Annotated in this window: 15 protein-coding genes; 10 read left to right on the top strand and 5 right to left on the bottom strand. The window is 60.3% G+C overall.

Annotated elements, in window-relative coordinates; all coding sequences use genetic code 11:
• The first annotated feature begins 2 nt into the window (after positions 1-2).
• The 9 genes from murD (at position 3) to lpxC (ending at position 10,487) form a co-directional block, all read left to right on the top strand.
• Positions 3-1,349: a UDP-N-acetylmuramoyl-L-alanine--D-glutamate ligase gene (gene murD, locus PMI18_RS07640; protein ID WP_007904347.1), complete on the top strand. Its 1,347-nt coding sequence runs from the start codon at positions 3-5 to the stop codon at positions 1,347-1,349.
• Entirely contained in the window at positions 1,346-2,563 is a 1,218-nt protein-coding gene (gene ftsW, locus PMI18_RS07645) for a putative lipid II flippase FtsW (RefSeq protein WP_007904337.1), read from the top strand. Before murD ends, ftsW begins: the two co-directional genes overlap by 4 nt.
• Positions 2,553-3,623 carry an undecaprenyldiphospho-muramoylpentapeptide beta-N-acetylglucosaminyltransferase gene (murG, locus tag PMI18_RS07650; RefSeq protein ID WP_007904335.1) on the top strand — a complete coding sequence of 357 codons (1,071 nt, stop codon included), beginning with the start codon at positions 2,553-2,555 and terminating at the stop codon, positions 3,621-3,623. The genes ftsW and murG overlap by 11 nt, the downstream gene beginning before the upstream one ends.
• The gene (murC, locus tag PMI18_RS07655) at positions 3,616-5,076 is read left to right on the top strand and encodes a UDP-N-acetylmuramate--L-alanine ligase (protein WP_007904332.1); all 1,461 of its coding nucleotides are present in this window, start codon (positions 3,616-3,618) and stop codon (positions 5,074-5,076) included. Before murG ends, murC begins: the two co-directional genes overlap by 8 nt.
• Positions 5,073-6,056 (top strand): D-alanine--D-alanine ligase, encoded by a 984-nt coding sequence (locus tag PMI18_RS07660; protein WP_007904322.1) that lies wholly within the window; start codon positions 5,073-5,075, stop codon positions 6,054-6,056. The genes murC and PMI18_RS07660 overlap by 4 nt, the downstream gene beginning before the upstream one ends.
• A 4-nt stretch (positions 6,057-6,060) precedes the next feature.
• The gene (locus PMI18_RS07665; protein ID WP_007904320.1) at positions 6,061-6,927 is read left to right on the top strand and encodes a cell division protein FtsQ/DivIB; all 867 of its coding nucleotides are present in this window, start codon (positions 6,061-6,063) and stop codon (positions 6,925-6,927) included.
• 15 nt (positions 6,928-6,942) lie between these two features.
• Positions 6,943-8,202, top strand: a complete 1,260-nt coding sequence (gene ftsA, locus PMI18_RS07670; RefSeq protein WP_007904319.1) for a cell division protein FtsA — start codon at positions 6,943-6,945, stop codon at positions 8,200-8,202.
• A gap of 67 nt (positions 8,203-8,269) precedes the next feature.
• Positions 8,270-9,463, top strand: coding sequence for a cell division protein FtsZ (gene ftsZ / locus PMI18_RS07675; protein WP_007904318.1), 1,194 nt, complete (start codon positions 8,270-8,272; stop codon positions 9,461-9,463).
• Positions 9,464-9,575: 112 nt separating this feature from the next.
• Positions 9,576-10,487: a UDP-3-O-acyl-N-acetylglucosamine deacetylase gene (lpxC, locus tag PMI18_RS07680; RefSeq protein WP_007904315.1), complete on the top strand. Its 912-nt coding sequence runs from the start codon at positions 9,576-9,578 to the stop codon at positions 10,485-10,487.
• A 199-nt stretch (positions 10,488-10,686) separates the two neighbouring features.
• Here lpxC and PMI18_RS07685 read toward each other — a convergent pair whose 3' ends face one another.
• The 5 genes from PMI18_RS07685 to PMI18_RS07705 all read right to left on the bottom strand — a co-directional run bounded on the left by PMI18_RS07685 (position 10,687) and on the right by PMI18_RS07705 (position 18,704).
• Positions 10,687-12,183, bottom strand: a complete 1,497-nt coding sequence (locus PMI18_RS07685) for a sensor domain-containing diguanylate cyclase (RefSeq protein WP_007904313.1) — start codon at positions 12,181-12,183, stop codon at positions 10,687-10,689.
• Positions 12,184-12,407: 224 nt separating this feature from the next.
• Positions 12,408-13,772 carry a heavy metal sensor histidine kinase gene (locus PMI18_RS07690; protein WP_007904311.1) on the bottom strand — a complete coding sequence of 455 codons (1,365 nt, stop codon included), beginning with the start codon at positions 13,770-13,772 and terminating at the stop codon, positions 12,408-12,410.
• Positions 13,762-14,439 carry a heavy metal response regulator transcription factor gene (locus PMI18_RS07695; protein WP_007904309.1) on the bottom strand — a complete coding sequence of 226 codons (678 nt, stop codon included), beginning with the start codon at positions 14,437-14,439 and terminating at the stop codon, positions 13,762-13,764. The genes PMI18_RS07690 and PMI18_RS07695 overlap by 11 nt, the downstream gene beginning before the upstream one ends.
• A 9-nt stretch (positions 14,440-14,448) precedes the next feature.
• Positions 14,449-17,547 carry a multidrug efflux RND transporter permease subunit gene (locus tag PMI18_RS07700; RefSeq protein WP_007904305.1) on the bottom strand — a complete coding sequence of 1,033 codons (3,099 nt, stop codon included), beginning with the start codon at positions 17,545-17,547 and terminating at the stop codon, positions 14,449-14,451.
• Positions 17,544-18,704: an efflux RND transporter periplasmic adaptor subunit gene (locus PMI18_RS07705; protein WP_007904301.1), complete on the bottom strand. Its 1,161-nt coding sequence runs from the start codon at positions 18,702-18,704 to the stop codon at positions 17,544-17,546. The genes PMI18_RS07700 and PMI18_RS07705 overlap by 4 nt, the downstream gene beginning before the upstream one ends.
• Before the next feature lie 1,171 nt (positions 18,705-19,875).
• On the opposite strand from PMI18_RS07705, the gene PMI18_RS07710 reads away from it, so the two are divergent.
• A complete protein-coding gene (locus PMI18_RS07710) occupies positions 19,876-20,244 on the top strand; it encodes a DUF6124 family protein (RefSeq protein WP_007904299.1) in 369 nt (122 codons plus the stop codon).
• Positions 20,245-20,276 lie beyond the last annotated feature (32 nt).

The raw sequence follows: 20,276 nt of genomic DNA, 5'->3' as shown, positions 1-20,276 counted from the left end.
GAGTGTCTCTGATCGCTTCTGACCACTTCCGCATCGTTGTCGGCCTCGGCAAGAGCGGCATGTCCCTGGTTCGCTTCCTGGCGAACCGGGGCGTGTCGTTTGCTGTCGCCGATACGCGGGAAAATCCACCGGAACTGGCCACGCTCAAGCGTGACTATCCGCACGTGGAAGTGCGTTGTGGCGAGCTGGACGTCGAATTCCTGTGCCGTGCCGACGAGCTCTACGTGAGCCCCGGTCTGGCGCTGGCGACCCCGGCCCTGCAGGCTGCCGCCGCCCGTGGCGTGAAGTTGTCCGGCGACATCGAGTTGTTCGCGCGTAACGCGAAGGCGCCGATTGTCGCCATCAGCGGTTCTAACGCCAAAAGCACCGTCACCACCCTGGTCGGCGAAATGGCGGCTGCGGCTGGCAAGCGTGTTGCCGTCGGCGGCAATCTCGGCACACCGGCGCTGGATTTGCTCAGCGACGACATCGAGTTGTACGTGATGGAGTTGTCGAGCTTCCAGCTCGAAACCACCGATCAACTCAACGCCGAAGTGGCGACCGTGCTCAACATCAGCGAAGACCACATGGACCGCTACAGCGGTCTGCCGGCCTATCACCTGGCCAAGCACCGGATCTTCCGGGGCGCCCGGCAGTTTGTGGTCAACCGTCAGGACGCCCTCAGCCGTCCGCTGATGGGTGAAGGCCAACCCTGCTGGACCTTCGGCCTGAACAAGCCCGACTTCAAGGCCTTCGGGATCCGGGAAGAGGACGGCGAGAAATACCTGGCCTTCGAATTCCAGAACCTGATGCCGGTGCGCGAGTTGAAAGTTCGTGGCGCGCATAACCAGTCCAACGCCCTCGCGGCCTTGGCGCTGGGCCACGCCGTGGGGCTGCCGTTCGACGCCATGCTTTCGGCCCTGCGCAATTTCGCCGGGCTCGAGCATCGCTGCCAATGGGTACGCGAGCTGAATGGCGTGAGCTATTACAACGATTCCAAAGCCACCAACGTCGGCGCCGCCTTGGCCGCCATCGAAGGCCTGGGTGCGGACATCGACGGCAAACTCGTGCTGATCGCCGGTGGCGATGGCAAGGGCGCAGAATTCAAGGATTTGCGTGATCCGGTGGCGGCCAACTGCCGCGCCGTCATTTTGATGGGCCGTGATTCCGACAAGATCGGCGAGGCCATCGGCGATGCCGTGCCACTGATTCGCGTCGGCTCGCTGATCGAAGCGGTCGAGCAATGCCGCACCATCGCCGAAAAGGGCGACGCGGTGCTGCTGTCGCCGGCCTGCGCCAGTTTCGACATGTTCAAGAACTACGAAGATCGCGGTCACCAGTTTGTCCGCGCCGTGGAGGACTTGGCATGAGCCTCCTGAATATCATCAAGCCGTACCCGTCGCCGATCATCACCGGGCGCGGCATCGACCTCGATTTCCCGATGCTCGCCGGCTGCCTGGCGCTGCTCGGCCTGGGTCTGGTCATGATTGCATCGGCCTCGACCGAAGTGGCGGCAGTGCAGTCGGGCAGTGCCTTTTATTACATGATTCGCCACCTTATCTACGTGGTGCTGGGCCTTGGTGCCTGCATCGTCACCCTGATGATTCCGATCGCGACCTGGCAGCGCCTGGGCTGGCTGATGCTGATTGGTGCGTTTGGTTTACTGGTGATGGTGATCATCCCCGGGATCGGGCGTGAAGTGAACGGTTCGATGCGCTGGATCGGCTTCAGTTTCTTCAACGTCCAGCCTTCCGAGATCGCCAAGGTATTCGTGGTGATCTACCTTGCCGGTTATCTGGTGCGTCGCCAGAAAGAAGTGCGTGAAAGCTGGATGGGCTTCTTCAAGCCGTTCATCGTTCTGTTGCCGATGGCGGGTCTGTTGCTGATGGAACCGGACTTCGGTGCCACCGTCGTGATGATGGGGGCGGCTGCAGCGATGCTGTTCCTGGGCGGGGTCGGGCTGTTCCGTTTTTCCTTGATGGTGGTCCTGGCTGTCGGTGCGGTGGTGTTGTTGATTCAAATGCAGCCGTATCGAATGGCGCGTCTGACCAACTTTGCGGACCCGTGGGCCGACCAGTTCGGTGCTGGCTACCAGTTGTCTCAAGCGTTGATCGCTTTCGGTCGCGGCGAATGGCTGGGCGTTGGCCTGGGCAACAGTGTGCAGAAACAGTTCTACCTGCCGGAAGCCCACACCGACTTCGTGTTCTCGGTCCTGGCCGAAGAGCTGGGTGCCGTGGGTTCTTTGTGCACGGTAGCGCTGTTCGTCTTTGTCTGTATTCGTGGCATGTACATCGGTTATTGGGCCGAGAAGGCCAAGCAATTTTTCGCCGCCTACATCGCGTACGGCCTGTCGTTCCTGTGGATTGGTCAGTTCCTGATCAACATCGGAGTGAACGTCGGCCTGCTGCCAACCAAGGGGCTGACCCTGCCATTCCTCAGTTATGGCGGCAGTTCGTTGGTGATCTGCTGTGCCTGTCTTGGCTTGTTGCTGCGCATCGAGTGGGAGAGTCGAACCCACTTGGGCAGTGAAGAGATGGAATTCCATGAGAGCGACTTCGCCGAGGAGCCGAACCATGGGCGCTAACGTATTGATCATGGCCGGCGGCACCGGGGGGCACGTGTTCCCGGCACTGGCCTGCGCTCGCGAGTTCCAGGCCCGCGGTTATACCGTGCACTGGTTGGGCACGCCGCGCGGGATCGAAAACGATCTGGTGCCGGCGGCCGGTCTTCAATTGCATCGGATCAACGCCAGCGGTTTGCGCGGCAAGGGCAAATTGTCCCTGCTCAAGGCACCGTTCATGTTGCTCAAGTCGATCTGGCAGGCGCGGGCGATCATTCGTCAGCTGCGGCCGGTGTGTGTGGTCGGCTTCGGGGGTTATGTGACCGGGCCCGGCGGCGTTGCAGCCAAACTGGCTGGCGTACCGGTGATCGTTCACGAACAGAACGCCGTGGCCGGTACCGCCAATCGGTTGCTGGTGCCGTTGGCCGCCCGAGTCTGTGAAGCGTTCCCCGACACCTTTACCCTGTCGAACAGCCGTCGCACCACCGGTAACCCGGTGCGCACCGAGCTGTTCCTCGAAACACCGCGACCTGCCCTGGCCGGTCGCAAGGCGCGTTTGCTGATCCTGGGCGGAAGCCTGGGCGCAGAGCCGTTGAACAAGTTGCTGCCTGAAGCCCTGTCACAAGTCGCTCCCGACCTGCGCCCGGACGTGTTTCATCAGGCTGGCAAAAACCACGATGAAGTGACCGCAGAGCGCTATCGCGCGGCTGGCGTCGAGGCGCAAGTGCAGCCTTTCATCAAAGACATGGCTCAAGCCTATGGCTGGGCCGACCTGGTGGTGTGCCGCGCAGGCGCATTGACCATCAGTGAACTGGCGGCTGCCGGTCTGCCCTCGATGCTGGTGCCTTTGCCCCACGCGATCGACGATCACCAGACCCGCAACGCCGATTATTTGGCCCGTGAAGGCGCTGCCTTCCTGATGCCGCAAAGAACGACTGGCGCAGCGGATCTTGCCGCTCGCCTGACAGAGGTCTTGATGCAACCGCAACGACTCAATGACATGGCCACCGCGGCACGCCGCCTGGCCAAACCCGATGCCACTCGTAACGTGGTCGATACCTGCCTGGAGGTGGCCCATGGTTGAGAACAAGAAAGCCATGCCGCACCCGGAAATGCGCCGCATCCGTCGCATCCACTTCGTCGGTATCGGCGGCGTGGGTATGTGCGGCATTGCCGAAGTGTTGCTGAACCTGGGCTATGAAGTGTCCGGTTCCGACCTGAAAGCATCGCCGGTGACCGAGCGCCTGGAGTCCTTCGGTGCCCATATCTATATCGGCCACCGTGCCGAGAACGCCGCGAACGCCGATGTGCTGGTCACCTCCAGCGCGGTGAACACTTCCAACCCGGAAGTGGCCACTGCCCTGGAACGCCGGATTCCGGTGGTGCCGCGTGCCGAGATGCTGGCCGAACTGATGCGTTACCGCCACGGCATCGCCGTCGCCGGTACCCACGGCAAAACCACCACCACCAGCCTGATCGCTTCGGTGTTCGCCGCCGGTGGCCTGGACCCGACGTTCGTGATCGGTGGTCGCCTGAACGCCGCGGGCACCAATGCCCAGCTCGGCACCAGCCGCTACCTGATCGCCGAAGCCGATGAAAGCGATGCCAGCTTCCTGCACTTGCAGCCGCTGGTGGCCGTGGTCACCAACATCGACGCCGACCACATGGCGACCTACGACGGCGACTTCAACAAACTGAAGAAAACCTTCGTCGAGTTCCTGCACAACCTGCCGTTCTACGGCTTGGCAGTGGTGTGCCTGGATGATCCGGTGGTGCGTGAAATCCTCCCGCAGGTGAAACGTCCGACGGTCACTTATGGCTTTGGCGACGATGCCGACGTGCGTGCCATCAATGTGCGTCAGCAGGGCATGCAAACCTTCTTTACCGTGTTGCGCCCTGATCGCGAACCGCTGGATGTCTCGGTAAACATGCCGGGTAATCACAACGTGCTGAACGCGCTGGCGACCATTTGCATCGCCACCGACGAAGGCGTCAGCGATGAAGCCATCGTCCAGGGCCTGTCCGGGTTCCAGGGTGTCGGTCGTCGTTTCCAGGTGTACGGCGAGCTGCCGGTTGATGGCGGCAACGTGATGCTGGTGGATGACTACGGTCACCACCCGACCGAAGTCGCGGCCGTGATCAAAGCCGTGCGCGGTGGCTGGCCGGAGCGCCGTCTGGTGATGGTTTACCAGCCACACCGTTACAGCCGCACCCGCGATCTGTACGACGATTTCGTCAATGTACTGGCCGACGCCAATGTGCTGCTGTTGATGGAAGTCTACCCGGCCGGCGAAGAGCCGATTCCGGGCGCCGACAGCCGCAAGCTGTGCAACAGCATTCGCCAGCGCGGTCAGCTCGACCCGATCTACATCGAGCGTGGCATCGACCTCGCCCCGATCGTCAAGCCGCTGCTGCGTGCCGGCGACATTCTGTTGTGCCAAGGCGCCGGTGATATCGGCGGTCTCGCACCGAAACTATTGAACAGTCCGTTGTTCGCTGGCGCGGTTGCCGCGCCAAGCGTGGGGAAGTTGAAATGACTGCTGCTTACGCCAACCTCGTCTCCACTCTCTTGCCGAAAGACTTCGGCCGTGTCGCCGTGCTGTTCGGCGGCAAGAGTGCCGAGCGTGAAGTCTCCCTGAAGTCGGGTAACGCGGTGCTCGATGCATTGCAAAGCGCCGGTGTGGACGCCTTCGGTCTTGATGTGGGCGATGACCTGCTGCAGCGTCTGCTGAACGAAAAAATCGACCGCGCCTTCATCATCCTCCACGGTCGTGGCGGTGAAGACGGCAGCATGCAGGGGCTGCTCGAATGCCTGGGCATTCCGTACACCGGCAGCGGCATTCTGGCCTCGGCACTGGCCATGGACAAACTGCGCACCAAGCAGGTCTGGCACAGCCTCGGTATTCCGACGCCACGCCATGCGGTACTGAGCTGCGAGGCCGATTGTATTTCGGCGGCCACGGAACTGGGCTTCCCTTTGATCGTCAAACCGGCCCATGAAGGTTCCAGTATCGGTATGGCCAAAGTGACTTCCGCGTCTGAATTGATCGACGCGTGGAAAGCGGCCAGTACCTACGATTCTCAAGTGTTGGTCGAGCAATGGATTCAAGGTCCGGAGTTCACCATCGCCACCCTGCGTGACCAGGTGTTGCCACCGATTGCCTTGGGCACTCCGCACACTTTCTATGACTACGACGCCAAGTACGTGGCCTCCGATACTCAGTACCGGATCCCGTGTGGCCTGGACAGCAATAAAGAAAAAGAACTCATGGACCTCACGGCCAAAGCCTGTGAGGCGCTGGGTATCGCCGGTTGGGGCAGGGCAGACGTGATGCAGGACGCCGACGGGCAGTTCTGGTTCCTGGAAGTCAATACCGCACCGGGCATGACCGATCACAGTCTGGTTCCGATGGCGGCCCGTGCCGCTGGCCTGGATTTCCAGCAACTGGTTCTGGCGATTCTGGCCGCCAGCGTTACCGGCAACGCTGCCGGTAACCAAGAGCCGACAAGAGGTTAAGACCATGCAAGGCGCTCAGCTACGACATCAGCCTTCCGCACCCGGCCGCAAGCCGGTGCCGCGGGGTGCCAGCCGAATGGTGGCCAAAGAGCCGATGTCCGCGCGCCTGCCGAAAGCCAACTTCGGTTTTCTGAAAAGCCTGTTCTGGCCCGTGCTGCTGGTTGCATTGGGGTTCGGCACTTATGAAGGCGCACAGCGTTTGCTGCCGTACGCCGACCGGCCGATCACCAAGATCGCGGTACAGGGCGACTTGAGTTACATCAGCCAGCAAGCGGTGCAGCAGCGGATCGCCCCCTACGTGGCGTCGAGCTTCTTCACCATCGACCTGGAGAGCATGCGTACCGAGCTTGAACAGATGCCATGGATTGCCCACGCCGAAGTGCGTCGGGTGTGGCCGGATCAGGTGGTGATTCGCCTGGAAGAACAACTGCCGGTGGCCCGCTGGGGTGATGAGTCGCTGCTGAACAACCAGGGGCAGGCGTTCACTCCACGCGAGCTGGCGAACTACGAACACCTGCCACAGCTGTTCGGCCCGCAGCGGGCCCAGCAGCAAGTGATGCAGCAATACCAGGTGCTGAGCCAGATGCTCAGGCCATTAGGCTTCTCGATTGCACGCCTGGAGTTGCGTGAACGAGGCAGTTGGTTCCTGACCACCGGCGCCGGCAGCGCGGGCCCGGGAATCGAACTGCTGCTGGGACGCGGCAAGCTGGTGGAAAAGATGCGCCGCTTCATTGCCATCTATGACAAGACGCTCAAAGAGCAGATTACGAACATTGCGCGCATCGATCTGCGCTACGCCAACGGCCTCGCTGTTGGCTGGCGGGAACCTGTAGCGCCCACGACAGCCCAACCCGCTGTCGCGAAGAATTAAGAAGAGGCAGGACCCATGGCAAACGTGCAAAGCGGCAAAATGATCGTCGGTCTCGATATCGGCACCTCCAAGGTGGTGGCGCTGGTCGGCGAGGTCTCGGACGACGGCACGCTCGAAATCGTCGGGATCGGTACTCATCCGTCCCGCGGCCTGAAAAAAGGCGTAGTGGTGAACATTGAGTCCACCGTCCAGTCGATCCAGCGCGCTATTGAAGAAGCGCAGCTGATGGCCGGTTGCCGGATCCACTCGGCGTTTGTCGGCGTGGCCGGCAATCACATCCGCAGCCTGAACTCCCACGGCATCGTGGCGATTCGTGATCGCGAAGTCAGCTCCGCCGACCTTGAGCGCGTTCTCGACGCTGCCCAGGCGGTGGCGATCCCGGCTGACCAGCGCGTGCTGCACACCCTGCCGCAGGATTACGTGATCGATAACCAGGAAGGCGTTCGCGAGCCGCTGGGCATGTCCGGCGTGCGTCTGGAAGCCAAGGTTCACGTGGTCACCTGCGCCGTCAACGCCGCACAGAACATTGAAAAATGCGTGCGCCGCTGCGGTCTGGAAATCGACGACATCATTCTCGAGCAGTTGGCCTCGGCCTACTCGGTCCTGACCGACGACGAGAAAGAGCTGGGCGTGTGCCTGGTGGACATCGGCGGCGGCACCACTGACATCGCGATCTTCACCGAAGGCGCGATCCGTCACACCGCGGTGATCCCGATTGCGGGCGACCAGGTGACCAACGACATCGCCATGGCGCTGCGCACCCCGACCCAGTACGCCGAAGAAATCAAGATTCGCTACGCCTGCGCCCTGGCCAAACTGGCCGGTGCCGGCGAAACCATCAAGGTGCCGAGCGTCGGCGACCGTCCACCGCGCGAGCTGTCCCGTCAGGCCCTGGCCGAAGTGGTCGAGCCGCGCTACGACGAGCTGTTCACCCTGATCCAGGCCGAACTGCGTCGCAGTGGCTACGAAGACCTGATCCCGGCCGGCATCGTGCTGACCGGCGGTACGTCGAAGATGGAAGGCGCGGTGGAACTGGCCGAAGAGATCTTCCACATGCCGGTTCGCCTGGGCGTGCCGCATGGCGTCAAGGGCCTGGACGACGTGGTCCGCAACCCGATTTATTCCACCGGCGTTGGCCTGTTGATGTACGGCCTGCAGAAGCAGTCCGACGGGATTTCATTCTCGGGCATCGGCAGCCGCGACAGCTACAGCAATGACGAACCGAAAGTCGCCTTGCTCGATCGCTTCAAGAGCTGGGTACAAGGCAATTTCTAAAGCTTTACCGCAACACCGCTTCAAACAGCAGTAGGCGAAAAAACTAGAGAATGTAAGGAGAGGGAAAATGTTCGAACTCGTAGACAACATCCCCGCAAGCCCGGTAATTAAAGTTATCGGTGTTGGCGGTGGCGGCGGCAACGCTGTCAATCACATGGTCAAGAGCAACATTGAAGGCGTTGAATTCATCTGCGCCAACACTGATGCCCAAGCGCTGAAAAGCATTGGTGCGCGGACCATTCTGCAACTGGGCACCGGCGTGACCAAAGGCCTGGGCGCCGGCGCCAACCCTGAAGTAGGTCGTCAGGCCGCTCTCGAAGACCGTGAGCGCATTGCCGAAGTCCTGCAGGGCACCAATATGGTGTTCATCACCACCGGCATGGGCGGTGGTACCGGTACCGGTGCTGCGCCGATCATTGCCGAAGTGGCCAAGGAAATGGGGATCCTCACCGTTGCGGTGGTGACTCGTCCGTTCCCGTTCGAAGGTCGCAAGCGTATGCAGATCGCCGACGAAGGTATTCGTCTGCTGTCTGAAAGCGTCGACTCGTTGATCACCATTCCCAACGAGAAGCTGCTGACCATCCTCGGTAAAGACGCAAGCCTGCTGTCGGCTTTCGCCAAGGCCGACGATGTACTGGCCGGTGCCGTTCGCGGTATCTCCGACATCATCAAGCGTCCGGGCATGATCAACGTTGACTTTGCCGACGTTCGTACCGTGATGAGCGAAATGGGCATGGCGATGATGGGCACTGGCTGCGCCAGCGGTCCGAACCGTGCACGTGAGGCCACCGAAGCGGCCATTCGCAACCCGTTGCTCGAAGACGTGAACCTGCAAGGCGCACGCGGCATCCTGGTGAACATCACCGCCGGTCCTGACCTGTCCCTGGGTGAGTACTCCGACGTGGGTAGCATCATCGAAGCCTTCGCTTCCGAGCACGCAATGGTCAAGGTCGGTACCGTTATCGATCCGGACATGCGCGACGAGCTGCACGTGACTGTTGTTGCCACCGGTTTAGGCGCTAAAATCGAGAAGCCTGTGAAGGTCATCGACAATACCGTTCACACCTCGATGGCTTCCCAGCCACAACAACAAGCCCCTGTTCGTCAAGAACAGCCTGCGGTGAACTACCGTGACCTGGATCGTCCGACCGTCATGCGCAACCAGGCTCAGGCCGGTGCTGCGACTGCCGCGAAGATGAACCCGCAAGATGACCTGGACTACCTGGACATCCCGGCTTTCCTGCGTCGTCAGGCCGATTGATGAAATGTATCAGGGGTATTAGGGTGATTGGTGTTCAGCAAAGGTCTGGTCTGCTATCATCGCCAGCCTTTGTTGATACCAGTTCGCAATTTGCGCTGAAGCGGCCCATGCCATGATAAAACAACGCACCCTGAAGAATATTATCCGTGCCACAGGTGTCGGCCTGCACTCCGGGGAGAAGGTCTACCTGACCCTCAAGCCAGCGCCCGTCGACACCGGCATTGTGTTTTGTCGTGCTGACCTCGACCCTGTGGTGCAGATTCCTGCCCGCGCGGAAAACGTTGGCGAAACCACTATGTCGACCACGCTTGTTAGCGGTGACGTCAAAGTGGACACGGTGGAGCACCTGCTCTCGGCCATGGCTGGCCTGGGCATCGATAACGCCTACGTCGAGCTCTCCGCGTCCGAAGTCCCGATCATGGATGGTAGCGCTGGACCCTTCGTATTCCTGATTCAATCGGCCGGCCTGGAAGAACAGGACGCCGCCAAGAAGTTCATCCGGATCCTGCGGGAAGTGACAGTGGAAGACGGCGACAAGCGCGCCACTTTCGTCCCTTTCGAAGGTTTCAAAGTGAGCTTCGAGATCGATTTCGATCACCCGGTTTTCCGTGACCGCACACAAAGTGCAAGCGTGGATTTTTCCAGCACTTCGTTCGTAAAAGAAGTCAGCCGCGCCCGTACCTTTGGTTTCATGAGTGATATCGAGTACCTGCGCAAGCACAACCTCGCACTCGGCGGCAGCGTTGAAAACGCTATTGTGGTCGACGCGGATGGTGTACTGAACGAAGACGGCCTTCGCTATGAAGACGAATTCGTGAAGCACAAGATCCTCGATGCAATTGGTGACCTCTACCTGCTGGGCAATAGCCTGATTGGTGAGTTCAAGGGCTTCAAGTCCGGACATGCATTGAACAACCAGCTGCTGCGCAAGTTGATTGAGCAGACAGATGCTTGGGAAGTCGTGACTTTCGAAGACGCCAGCACTGCACCGATCTCTTACATGCGTCCTGTTGCGGCCGTGTAAGCAAAAAACCTCTCTAGTTTTTTAAAGGCTACCTTCGGGTGGCCTTTTTTTATGGGTGCGGGAACGTGGTGTTTTGTGGTGTCTGTCATGGCCTCTTCGCGGGCAAGCCTCGCTCCTACAGAGTGTGGAAGTTAAATGCGCCGCTGTCCTGTAGGAGCGAGGCTTGCCCGCGAAGAGGCCGGCCGCCACACCGTAGATCTCAGTCTGCTGCAACCACCCGATTCCGCCCGCTTTCCTTGGCCTGATACAGCGCCTTGTCTGCCGCAAACAGCAATTGCTCCAGGCTGATATCGGACGCCGTCGTCCAGGTACTGATACCGATACTGACAGTAACCGGCGACATACCACCCTCCGCTAACGGCAACTGCTCCACCGCTGCGCGGACGTTGTCGGCAATCTGTTGGGCGCCGGCGCTGTCGGTTTCAGCCAGAATCACCGAAAACTCCTCGCCTCCGTAACGGGCAACCAGATCCGCCGGCCGTCGAACCTGGGTGCCGATCACCTTGGCCACCCAGCGCAAGGCATCGTCGCCGCCCTGATGGCCATGTCGGTCGTTGAACGCCTTGAAGTGATCGACATCGATCATCAGCACCGACAATGGCAGGCCGGAACGTTGGGCGCGAAACCATTCATGGCGCAGGGCCTGATCCAGGCTTCGGCGGTTGGCCAGACCGGTCAAGGGGTCGGTAGCGGCCAGTTGTGCCAGCTCCAGCTCGGCACTCTGGCGCCGACGCAGTTCCCGGCAGAGCAACCAGGTCAGCCATAGCAGGCTCACGCACAGGGCAATGGTCGCCAAACTGACCACCACCGCGGTGCGCTTCCAGGCCGCAAAGACTTCATCACTTGATAGCGCCACGATGACAATCAATGGCAAGTTCCCGACCTTGGAGAAGGTGTACAAGCGCTTGTCACGGTATCGATCGGACATGCTGGTGAAGCTGCCGTTGCCTTCTTTGACGATGCGTTGGAAATTGGGACGGTGACTGAAGTTTTTGCCGATCAACTCTTCGGCCAGACGTGGCTGCTGAGCCAGAAGAGTCCCGTCCTTGCTGATCAGATTGACCGTGCTGTCGCGGCCGATGCTCAAACTGTTGAACAACTGATCGAAGTAACTCAACCGCATGGCGGCTTCGGCCACGCCCAGGAATTCACCTTGGGGGCCGTTCACCCGGCGGCTGAAACTGATACGCCAATCCTGTTCGGGCGACCTGGCTCTGAAGGGGGGACTGATGAACATGCCCGGGTCCGGGTTATCCACGTGAGACTGGAAGTATTCGCGATCGGCATAGTTGCCCTGTCTGGGCTCAACCGAGGCCGAGTCGGCGATTACGTCGCCCTTGTTGTCGAGCAACAAAATATTGCCCTTGTACGGCGCGGCAGTGGCGCGGTCGAAATAGGCCAGATGGCGAATAGCTGGAGAAACGCTCTTGAGGTCTTCTCGCTGGGAGGCAGCGATCAAACCCAGCAGCGACACATCATAGAGTTCGACATTGCGCAGCACGTCGGCATCGATCAACTGCACGATATTGTTGGCGGCGCGAGCGGCGGACAATTCGGCATGGGCGCGTTCGCGGATCAGCAGGAACGCCACGATGCTCAGTATCGCAATCACCAACAATAAACTGCCGAAAACCAGGAACCGCTCCGACCGGGTTGCACGGATCGGTTGGCGGGATTTCGCACTGCTCACACTCATGGTTCTGACTTCTGCAAATAAGGCGTTATGAAAGTTTTTTACAAGAATCGGGCAGAGTCCCAGAAACCGGTCGCGTTCAGAGCGCCTGTATAAATGCCGGGTAAAAAAAAGGCCAGCAAAACATGCTGGCCTTTTGCTAATTGAAGCTTAGAAGACATTCAGCGGGCAGTCGATAATTACCCTGTGTTGGTGGTGTGGCTTTCTGTGGTGAGGGGGCTGTGTGATCAGACCGGGAGATGAATCCCGAAAGTATTCATCCCATGATCACTGCGCACAAACACATCGCCACCATGCATCAGCGCAATCGCCTTGACGATTGCCAGCCCCAGGCCATGGTTGTTGCCACTGTTGCTGCGCGACGCGTCGACCCGGTAGAAGCGCTCGAACAATCGCGGCAAGTGCTCATTGGCAATCGGCGACCCAGGGTTGGCGACGCCGATGCTGACCTGATGCTCTTCGACTTCGATCCGTACCTCAATTACTTGCCCGGGCTCGGTGTGCTGCACCGCGTTGCTCAGCAAGTTGATCAACGCCCGGCGCAGATGGGCGACCTCGATTCGTACCTGCGCATCGCCACTGACCTCGACCTGAACCTGCGCATCCTCAAGAATGAAGTCCAGATACTCCAGCGTCGTCGCCACTTCATCGGCCAGTGAGGTGGACGTCAGTTTAGTAGCCTTGCTGCCCTGGTCGGCGCTGGCGAGGAACAGCATGTCGTTGATGATCGAGCGCAGCCGTTCGAGCTCTTCGAGGTTCGATTGCAGCACTTCAAAATAATGTTCGGCCGAACGCCCGCGGGTTAGCGCAACCTGGGTCTGGCCGATCAGGTTGGTCAGTGGTGAACGCAGTTCATGGGCGACGTCGGCGTTGAACGACTCCAGTCGTGAATAAGCCTGTTCGACCCGTTCCAGTGTGGCGTTGAACGAGCTGACGAACTGGTTCAGTTCCGGTGGCAATGGCGACAGTTGCAAACGGCCGGACAGCCTCGGCGGCGCCAGGCGCTGGGCTTCCTGCGACAACTTGATCAGCGGCTTGAGGCCGATCCGCGCTACCCAGTAACCGAGCAGCGAGGCCAGCAATACACCCACGATCGCCAGGCTGATCAGGGCGATCAGCAAGTGGTGCTGCGTCTCGTAAAAGGTCTCGGTGTCGATGCCGATCATGAAGCGCAGCGGCGGGCGCTGGTCCTTGGCCGGCAGCTCAGTGACCAGCACTTTCAGCGGGTACGGATGGTCGGGCAATTCCATGTCGCGCATGCCCAACGGGCCTTGGGCGAAAGCGCGGATTGGCGCGTCGGGTTGGCCGTATTCATAACCGGGATTGCCGCTGACCACCCAAAAGCGGATGCGCTTGTCTTCTTCGCTCAGCAGCTTGAGCTTGGCGTTGATCTTCACCCAATGCTCGGGCGTGCCGTAACGGTTGAGCGCCGATTCGAGCACGCTATAACGCGCATCCAGCTCGGCCTCGGGCAGCAGGCCCAGACCCTTGTCGACCTGTTGATACAGCGCACCGCCGATCAACAGAAACACCAGCAGCGCCACCAGCGTAAACATCCCGCTCAGGCGCAGTGCGATCGAATTACTGGACACCACGGCTCTCCAGCACATAACCCATGCCACGAATCGTGTGCAGCAGTTTCTCGTCAAACGGCCCGTCGAGCTTGGCCCGCAGGCGTTTGATCGCGACCTCGACCACGTTGGCGTCGCTGTCGAAATTAATGTCCCAGACCATCTCGGCGATGGCGGTTTTCGAGAGGATTTCCCCTTGTCGCCGCGCCAGCACGCTGAGCAGCGAAAACTCCTTGGCGGTCAGGTCCAGGCGTGTGCCGGCGCGGGTGGCCTTGCGGCTGATCAAATCTATCCACAGGTCGGCGATGCTCACTTGCACCGGTTCGTGGCCGCCGCTGCGACGGGTCAGCGCTTGCAGACGCGCCACCAATTCGAGGAAGGAAAACGGTTTGCCGAGGTAATCGTCGGCGCCATCGCGCAGGCCTTTGATGCGGTCTTCCACCCGCTCGCGAGCGGTGAGCATGATCACCGGCGTTTGTTTGCGTGCCCGCAGCGCACGCAATACGCCAAAGCCGTCGAGGCCCGGCAACATGACGTCGAGGACAATCACTGCGTAATCGCTTTCCAGCGCCAGGTGCAGGCCTTCGACGCCATCGCCGGCCACGTCCACGGTGTAGCCCTGTTCCGTCAGACCTCGGTGTAGATAGTCCGCGGTTTTTTCTTCGTCTTCGATAATCAGAACGCGCATGACCCCGCCTCAGTCTGTGGTCGCCTGCACCGACATCGGTGCTGGAGCTGGTTTAGATCGATGGAAAAGCCGCTCGAGCATTAAGTATATGACCGGCGTGGTGAACAGCGTCAGCGCCTGGCTCACCAGCAAACCGCCCACCACTGCGATGCCCAATGGCTGGCGCAGTTCGGCGCCGGTGCCGTAGCCGAGCATCAACGGCAGGGCACCAAGCAAGGCGGCGAGGGTGGTCATGATGATCGGCCGGAACCGCGTCATACACGCCTCATAGATCGCCTCTTCGGGAGGCAAGCCACGGTTACGTTGGGCGTCCAGCGCAAAGTCGATCATCAGAATGCCGTTCTTCTTGACGATGCCGATCAGCAGCACCAGCCCGATCAGCGCCATGATCGAAAAGTCCTGGCCGCAGATCCACAGCATGATCACCGCCCCGAGCCCCGCCGAGGGCAGGGTCGAGATGATCGTCAGCGGATGCACGAAGCTCTCGTAGAGCACGCCAAGAATGATGTACACCGCCACCAGCGCCGCCAGAATCAGCCACGGCTGGCTGGCCAGCGAACTCTGGAACGCTTGGGCCGCGCCCTGGAAATTACCGCTGATGGCCACCGGCATGCCGATGTCAGTCTTGGCCTGATTGAGCATGATCACCGCATCGCCCAACGCGACGCCGGGCGCCAGGTTGAACGACAGGTTGGCCGCAGGGAACATCCCGTCGTGAGCGATGGACAACGGGCCGATGGTCGGCGCATCGAATTTCGCCAGGGCCGACAGCGGCACCATTTCCCCGCTCAGCGGCGAGCGCAGGTAGAAATAGTTGAGGCTTTCGGCCTTGCCGCGCTGCTTGGTGTCCAGCTCCAGAATCACGTTGTACTGGTTGGTCTGGGTTTGGAATTCGTTGATCTGCCGCTGGCCGAAGGCGTCGTACAGTGCTTCGTCTACATCGCTGGCGGTCAGGCCGAAACGCGCCGCCGCGTTGCGGTCGATGCTGATGTGGGTGATGCTGCCGCCCAGTTGCAGGTCGTTGGAAATGTCGCGGAACGCCGGGTTGCTGCGCAGTTTTTCCGTCAGGCGCTGGGTCCAGGTGCTCAGGAGTGGCCCGTCGTTGCTCTTGAGCACGTATTGGTACTGCGCGCGGCTCGGGCCGGAGCTGAGGTTGATGTCTTGCCCGGCGCGCAGGTACAGCACGATGCCCGGGACTTTCATCAGTTGCGGGCGAATCCGGTCGATGAACTGGCTGGCGGACACGTCACGGTCGCCGCGTTTTTTCAGTGAAATCCAGAACCGTCCGTTGGCGATAGTCTGGTTGCTGCCCGCAACGCCGACCGAGTGTGAGAACGTCTCGACAGCGGGGTCGGCGGCGACGATTTCTGCCATTGCCAAGTGTTTTTTCACCATGTCGCCGTAGGAAATATCAGCGGCTGCTTCGGTGGTGCCAAGGACGAAACCGGTGTCCTGCACCGGGAAGAAACCCTTCGGAATGAAAATGTACCCGGCGACCGCCAGGCCGAGGGACAGGCCGAACACACCGATCATCAGTTTCTGATGGGCGAGGGCGCGGCGCAGGCCTTTCTCATACAGCGCCAGCAAGCGCTCGCCGAAGCCCGATTGGCTGTGTTCCGGCGCACGCATGAATAGCGCGGCCAACGTCGGTGCGAGCGTCAGGGACACCACCACAGAAATCATGATGGTTGAGGTGGCGGTCAGGGCGAATTCCTTGAACAGCCGCCCGACCACGCCGCCCATGAACAGCAGCGGAATGAACGCCGCCACCAGCGAGAAACTGATGGAAACCACGGTAAAGCCGATCTCGCCGGCGCCCTTGATCGCCGCCTCGCGCATGCCGTCGCCGGCCTCCAGGTGACGGTGAATGTTTTCCACCACCACAATCGCATCGTCCACCACAAACCCGACGGACACCACGATCGCCACCAGCGTCAGGTTATTCAGGCTGAAGCCCATGATGTACATCAGGGCAAAACTGGCGATCAACGACACGCCGAGCACCGACGCCACGATCAGGGTCGCCGACAACTGCCGCAGGAACAGCGCCATCACCGCCACCACCAGCAGGATCGCGATTAGCAGAGTGACTTCCACTTCATGCAACGACGCGCGGATGGTCTGGGTGCGGTCAACCAACACCTTGACTTGCACCGAGGCCGGCAGCATGGCCTCCAGCGCCGGCAGGGCTGCTTGAATTCGGTCGACGGTCGCGACGATGTTGGCTCCTGGTTGCCGGAAAATCACCAGGTTCACCCCAGGCTGACCGTCAGCCCACGCCTGGATGTAGGCATCTTCCGAACCGTTGACGACTTTGGCCACATCCTTGAGATGAACCGGTGCGCCGTCCTTGTAGGAAACAATCAACTGACCGTATTCCTCGGGGTGGAACAATTGGTCGTTGGTGGACAAGGTCGAAATGCTCGACTCGCCATACAACGCCCCCTTGGCCAGGTTGAGGCTGGTTTGCTGGATCGCCAGGCGAATGTCCGCCAGGGTCAGGCCAATGGCAGCGAGTTTGTCTGCTGATGCCTGCACGCGGATTGCCGGACGTTGCTGACCGGTGATGTTGATATTGCCTACACCGTCGATCTGGCTGATCTGACGGGCGAGCAGGGTTTCCACCAGGTCACTGACTTCGGTGCCGGGCATTTGCGGCGAGTTAATGCTGAGGATCAGCACCGGGCTGTCGGCCGGATTGACCTTCCTCCAGTTCGGCAGGTTCGGCATGTCTTTGGGCAGTTTGCCGGCGGCGGTGTTGATTGCGGCCTGGACTTCCTGCGCGGCGGTATCGATGCTTTTGTCGAGGGTGAATTGCAGGGTCAGAATGGTCGAGCCCAGGGCGCTGCTCGAGGTCATTTGGGTCACGCCGGGGATGGCGCTGAATTGCACTTCAAGCGGTGTGGCCACCGACGAGGCCATGGTTTCGGGGTTGGCGCCAGGCAGTTGCGCGGCCACCTGGATGGTCGGGAATTCTGCCTCCGGCAGTGGCGCAATCGACAGTCGTGGGAAGGCGATGACGCCGAGCAGCACCAAGGCAAAGGTCAGCAGGACCGTCGCCACCGGATGATCGATGCACCACGCGGAAATCGAGCCATGGCCCTTCATGGTTTCGGCTCCGATTGCACCACTTGCGGTGGGTCGGTCACTACCTGCACGGTCGAACCAGGTTTGAGTCGCGACTGCCCGTCACTGACCAGCACATCGCCTGGTTTCACTCCTTTGATGAGGTCCTGGCCGCTGCCTTGATAAACCATCTGCACTTGAACGGCTTCGACCTTGTCGCCGTTGACCCGGTAGACGAAATGTTGATCGAGGCCACGTTGTACGACGGTGGGTGGCACCACCAATGCATTTTTATCCAGTGCTGTCTGAATCTTTACCGTTACCAGCAGGCCCGGCCAGAGTTTCTGTGCGGGGTTGGCGAACTCGGCCTTGGCGCGGATGGTCCCGGTGTTGGCGTTGATCTGGTTGTCGATCAGGGTCAGGCGGCCTTCGCCTAGCAGGTTGCCGGTTTCGCCGTCGGTGTCGGCACCGATGTAAGCCTTGACCGGCGTGTGCTGGGGATCGTTGATCAGGCCTTGCAGGGTCGGCAACAGGTGTTGCGGCAGGGAAAATTCCACGGCGATCGGGTCGATCTGGGTCACTGTGAACAAGCCTTGGGTGTCAGTCATGCGCAGGAAGTTGCCTTCATCCACTGTGCGAATACCGACGCGACCGGTGACCGGGGAGCGGATCTGTGTGTAAGAAAGCTGCACCAGAGCGGCGTCGATCGATGCCTGATTGCCTTGGGCGGTGGCTTTGAGTTGGTTGACCAGGGCTTGTTGCTGGTCATAGGTCTGCTTGGACACGCCGTCGTCGACGCTCAGCAGTTTGTAACGTTTGAGGTTGACCTGCGCCACTTGCAGTTGCGCCTGACTTTCGCCCAGTTGCGCCCGGGCCTGGTCGAGGCTGGCGCGGATCGAACGGTCGTCGATGGTGGCCAGCAGATCACCTTTGTTCACCAGTTGGCCTTCTTTGACCAGCAGCTTGGTGAGGATGCCGTCGATCTGGGGGCGCACGACCACGCTGTGCAACGACAGCACCGAGCCGATGCCGCTGATGTAGCGGGGCACGTCTTTTTCGGCGACGCTGACCACTCGCACGGGGATGGCGGTGGAGGTGGCCAGTTTGGTAGTAGCGGGTTTGGCGGCGTACCACACGCCCAGCGCTGCCAGGGTGATCAGAAGGGCGGCGAACAGGGCGGTTTTTTTCTGAATTCGCATGCGAGTGGGGCGCCGGGCAGAGTGGTCGGAATTTTGTCAGGTTTATACCTTCCTTTATAAACCTGTTCGCCCGTCAGGAGAGTGACTGGTAACTGACGGCGCTGTCAGTTTGGGCTGGGATCTTGTTTTGATCTTGGCGGCCTTATAGCCGACCAGGTTCTTGTTGATTGAGTACATATCCGTTGCTGCGGTAACGGCGGCTTATGGTTTCGCCCTTACGGCGACTCCCTTTGGCAAACGCCCCAAAGGAAGCAAAGGTCTTCGCCCCAAGCGTCCGGCCCCTCGCTGAGGCTCGGCGTTCCTTCGCTCCGGTATCCATCTGGGGGCATCGCCCTACGGTCTGCTTCGCTACGACCTACATGCGATGGGTTCGACTGCGTCGAACGGCGCTGCGCGCCAATCCCCAGATGAACACCTCCACTCAGCCTCCCGAAGGGGCGGGTGGATCAAGATCAAAAGCGGCAGGCGAGCTAACGCTCGGCCTGTTGAGTGGTGAGGGGCGGGTGTATGCGGCTCCATTGTGGGCTTGCTCGCGAAGGCGGCCTGACAGCCGACCAATCTCTCGCAGACATACACCGCCCCACTTGTAGGAGCGAGGCTTGCCCGCGAAGACGGCCTGACAGCCAGCCAATCCATTGCGGGTGTACACAACCCCACGTAGGGGCTGCCGAAGGCTGCGATCTTTTGATGTTGTTTTTCAAGATCAAAAGATCGCAGCCTCGTTTCACTCGACAGCTCCTACAGTAATCAGTGTCAGACGAAAATTCGGTGTCATACGCGGGATTGATCGTACCCACGCTTCCGCGTGGGAATGCCGCCAGGGACGCTCCGCGTTCCACATTTGAATGTTTAACGGATGTGTCAAAACATGGAACTTTCCCACGCATTTTTCAGGTTGTCCGTCGGAAGCGGGCTCTCTAGTCTTTGGCTGTCGCTGCACATTCAGCGATCGGGCGTGAGATCCCCGGCAACTAGTATGCATCTAGCGCCAATGCCACCATAATTGGCGCCAGCTTATCCGCTGCCTGTAAATGCGTTATGGCGGCTGTGTGCGGGCAGACTTCGGTCTGGCCGGGTGCCTACTACCGGTGATCTCACTCTGCACATAGCTGCCACCTCTTCGCCGCTTGAGATCCGGCGAGTGGTGGCACCCATTTCAGTAGGAGATTGTATGGATAAGTTAATCCCCGACCCACCCTTTAACACCACCACCCCCAACGCCGAAGCTTCGCGCACCGAAGAGTTACTCAAAGACCGCGAAGCCATAAAACGCGCCCTCGACTACTACCTCGATCCCCCGGCGTCTTACACCGAAAAAAAACGCCGCCCCAGCACGATGTTCATGGTCGTCCAGAATGCTGATACCGAAAGCCTGCTGGCCCACGCCTGTGAATCGTTGGCCTCGGCGAGTGTCCTGGCCAGCGATTTCGCCAACGACCTGACCGGCCCGCAGCGCCATACGGCGTTGGCGATCCAGCAGGTCATCATGCTGGCTGAGTTGGCGGTGAATCGGGTGCTGGATAACGTCGATCCGGCGTAGACCGCGTTATCGTTCATCGCGAGCAGGCTCGC

Origin of the sequence: Pseudomonas sp. GM102 (assembly GCF_000282555.1) — a bacterium.
Taxonomy (GTDB): Bacteria; Pseudomonadota; Gammaproteobacteria; order Pseudomonadales; family Pseudomonadaceae; genus Aquipseudomonas.
This window is presented reverse-complemented; position numbering and strand designations above follow the sequence as displayed.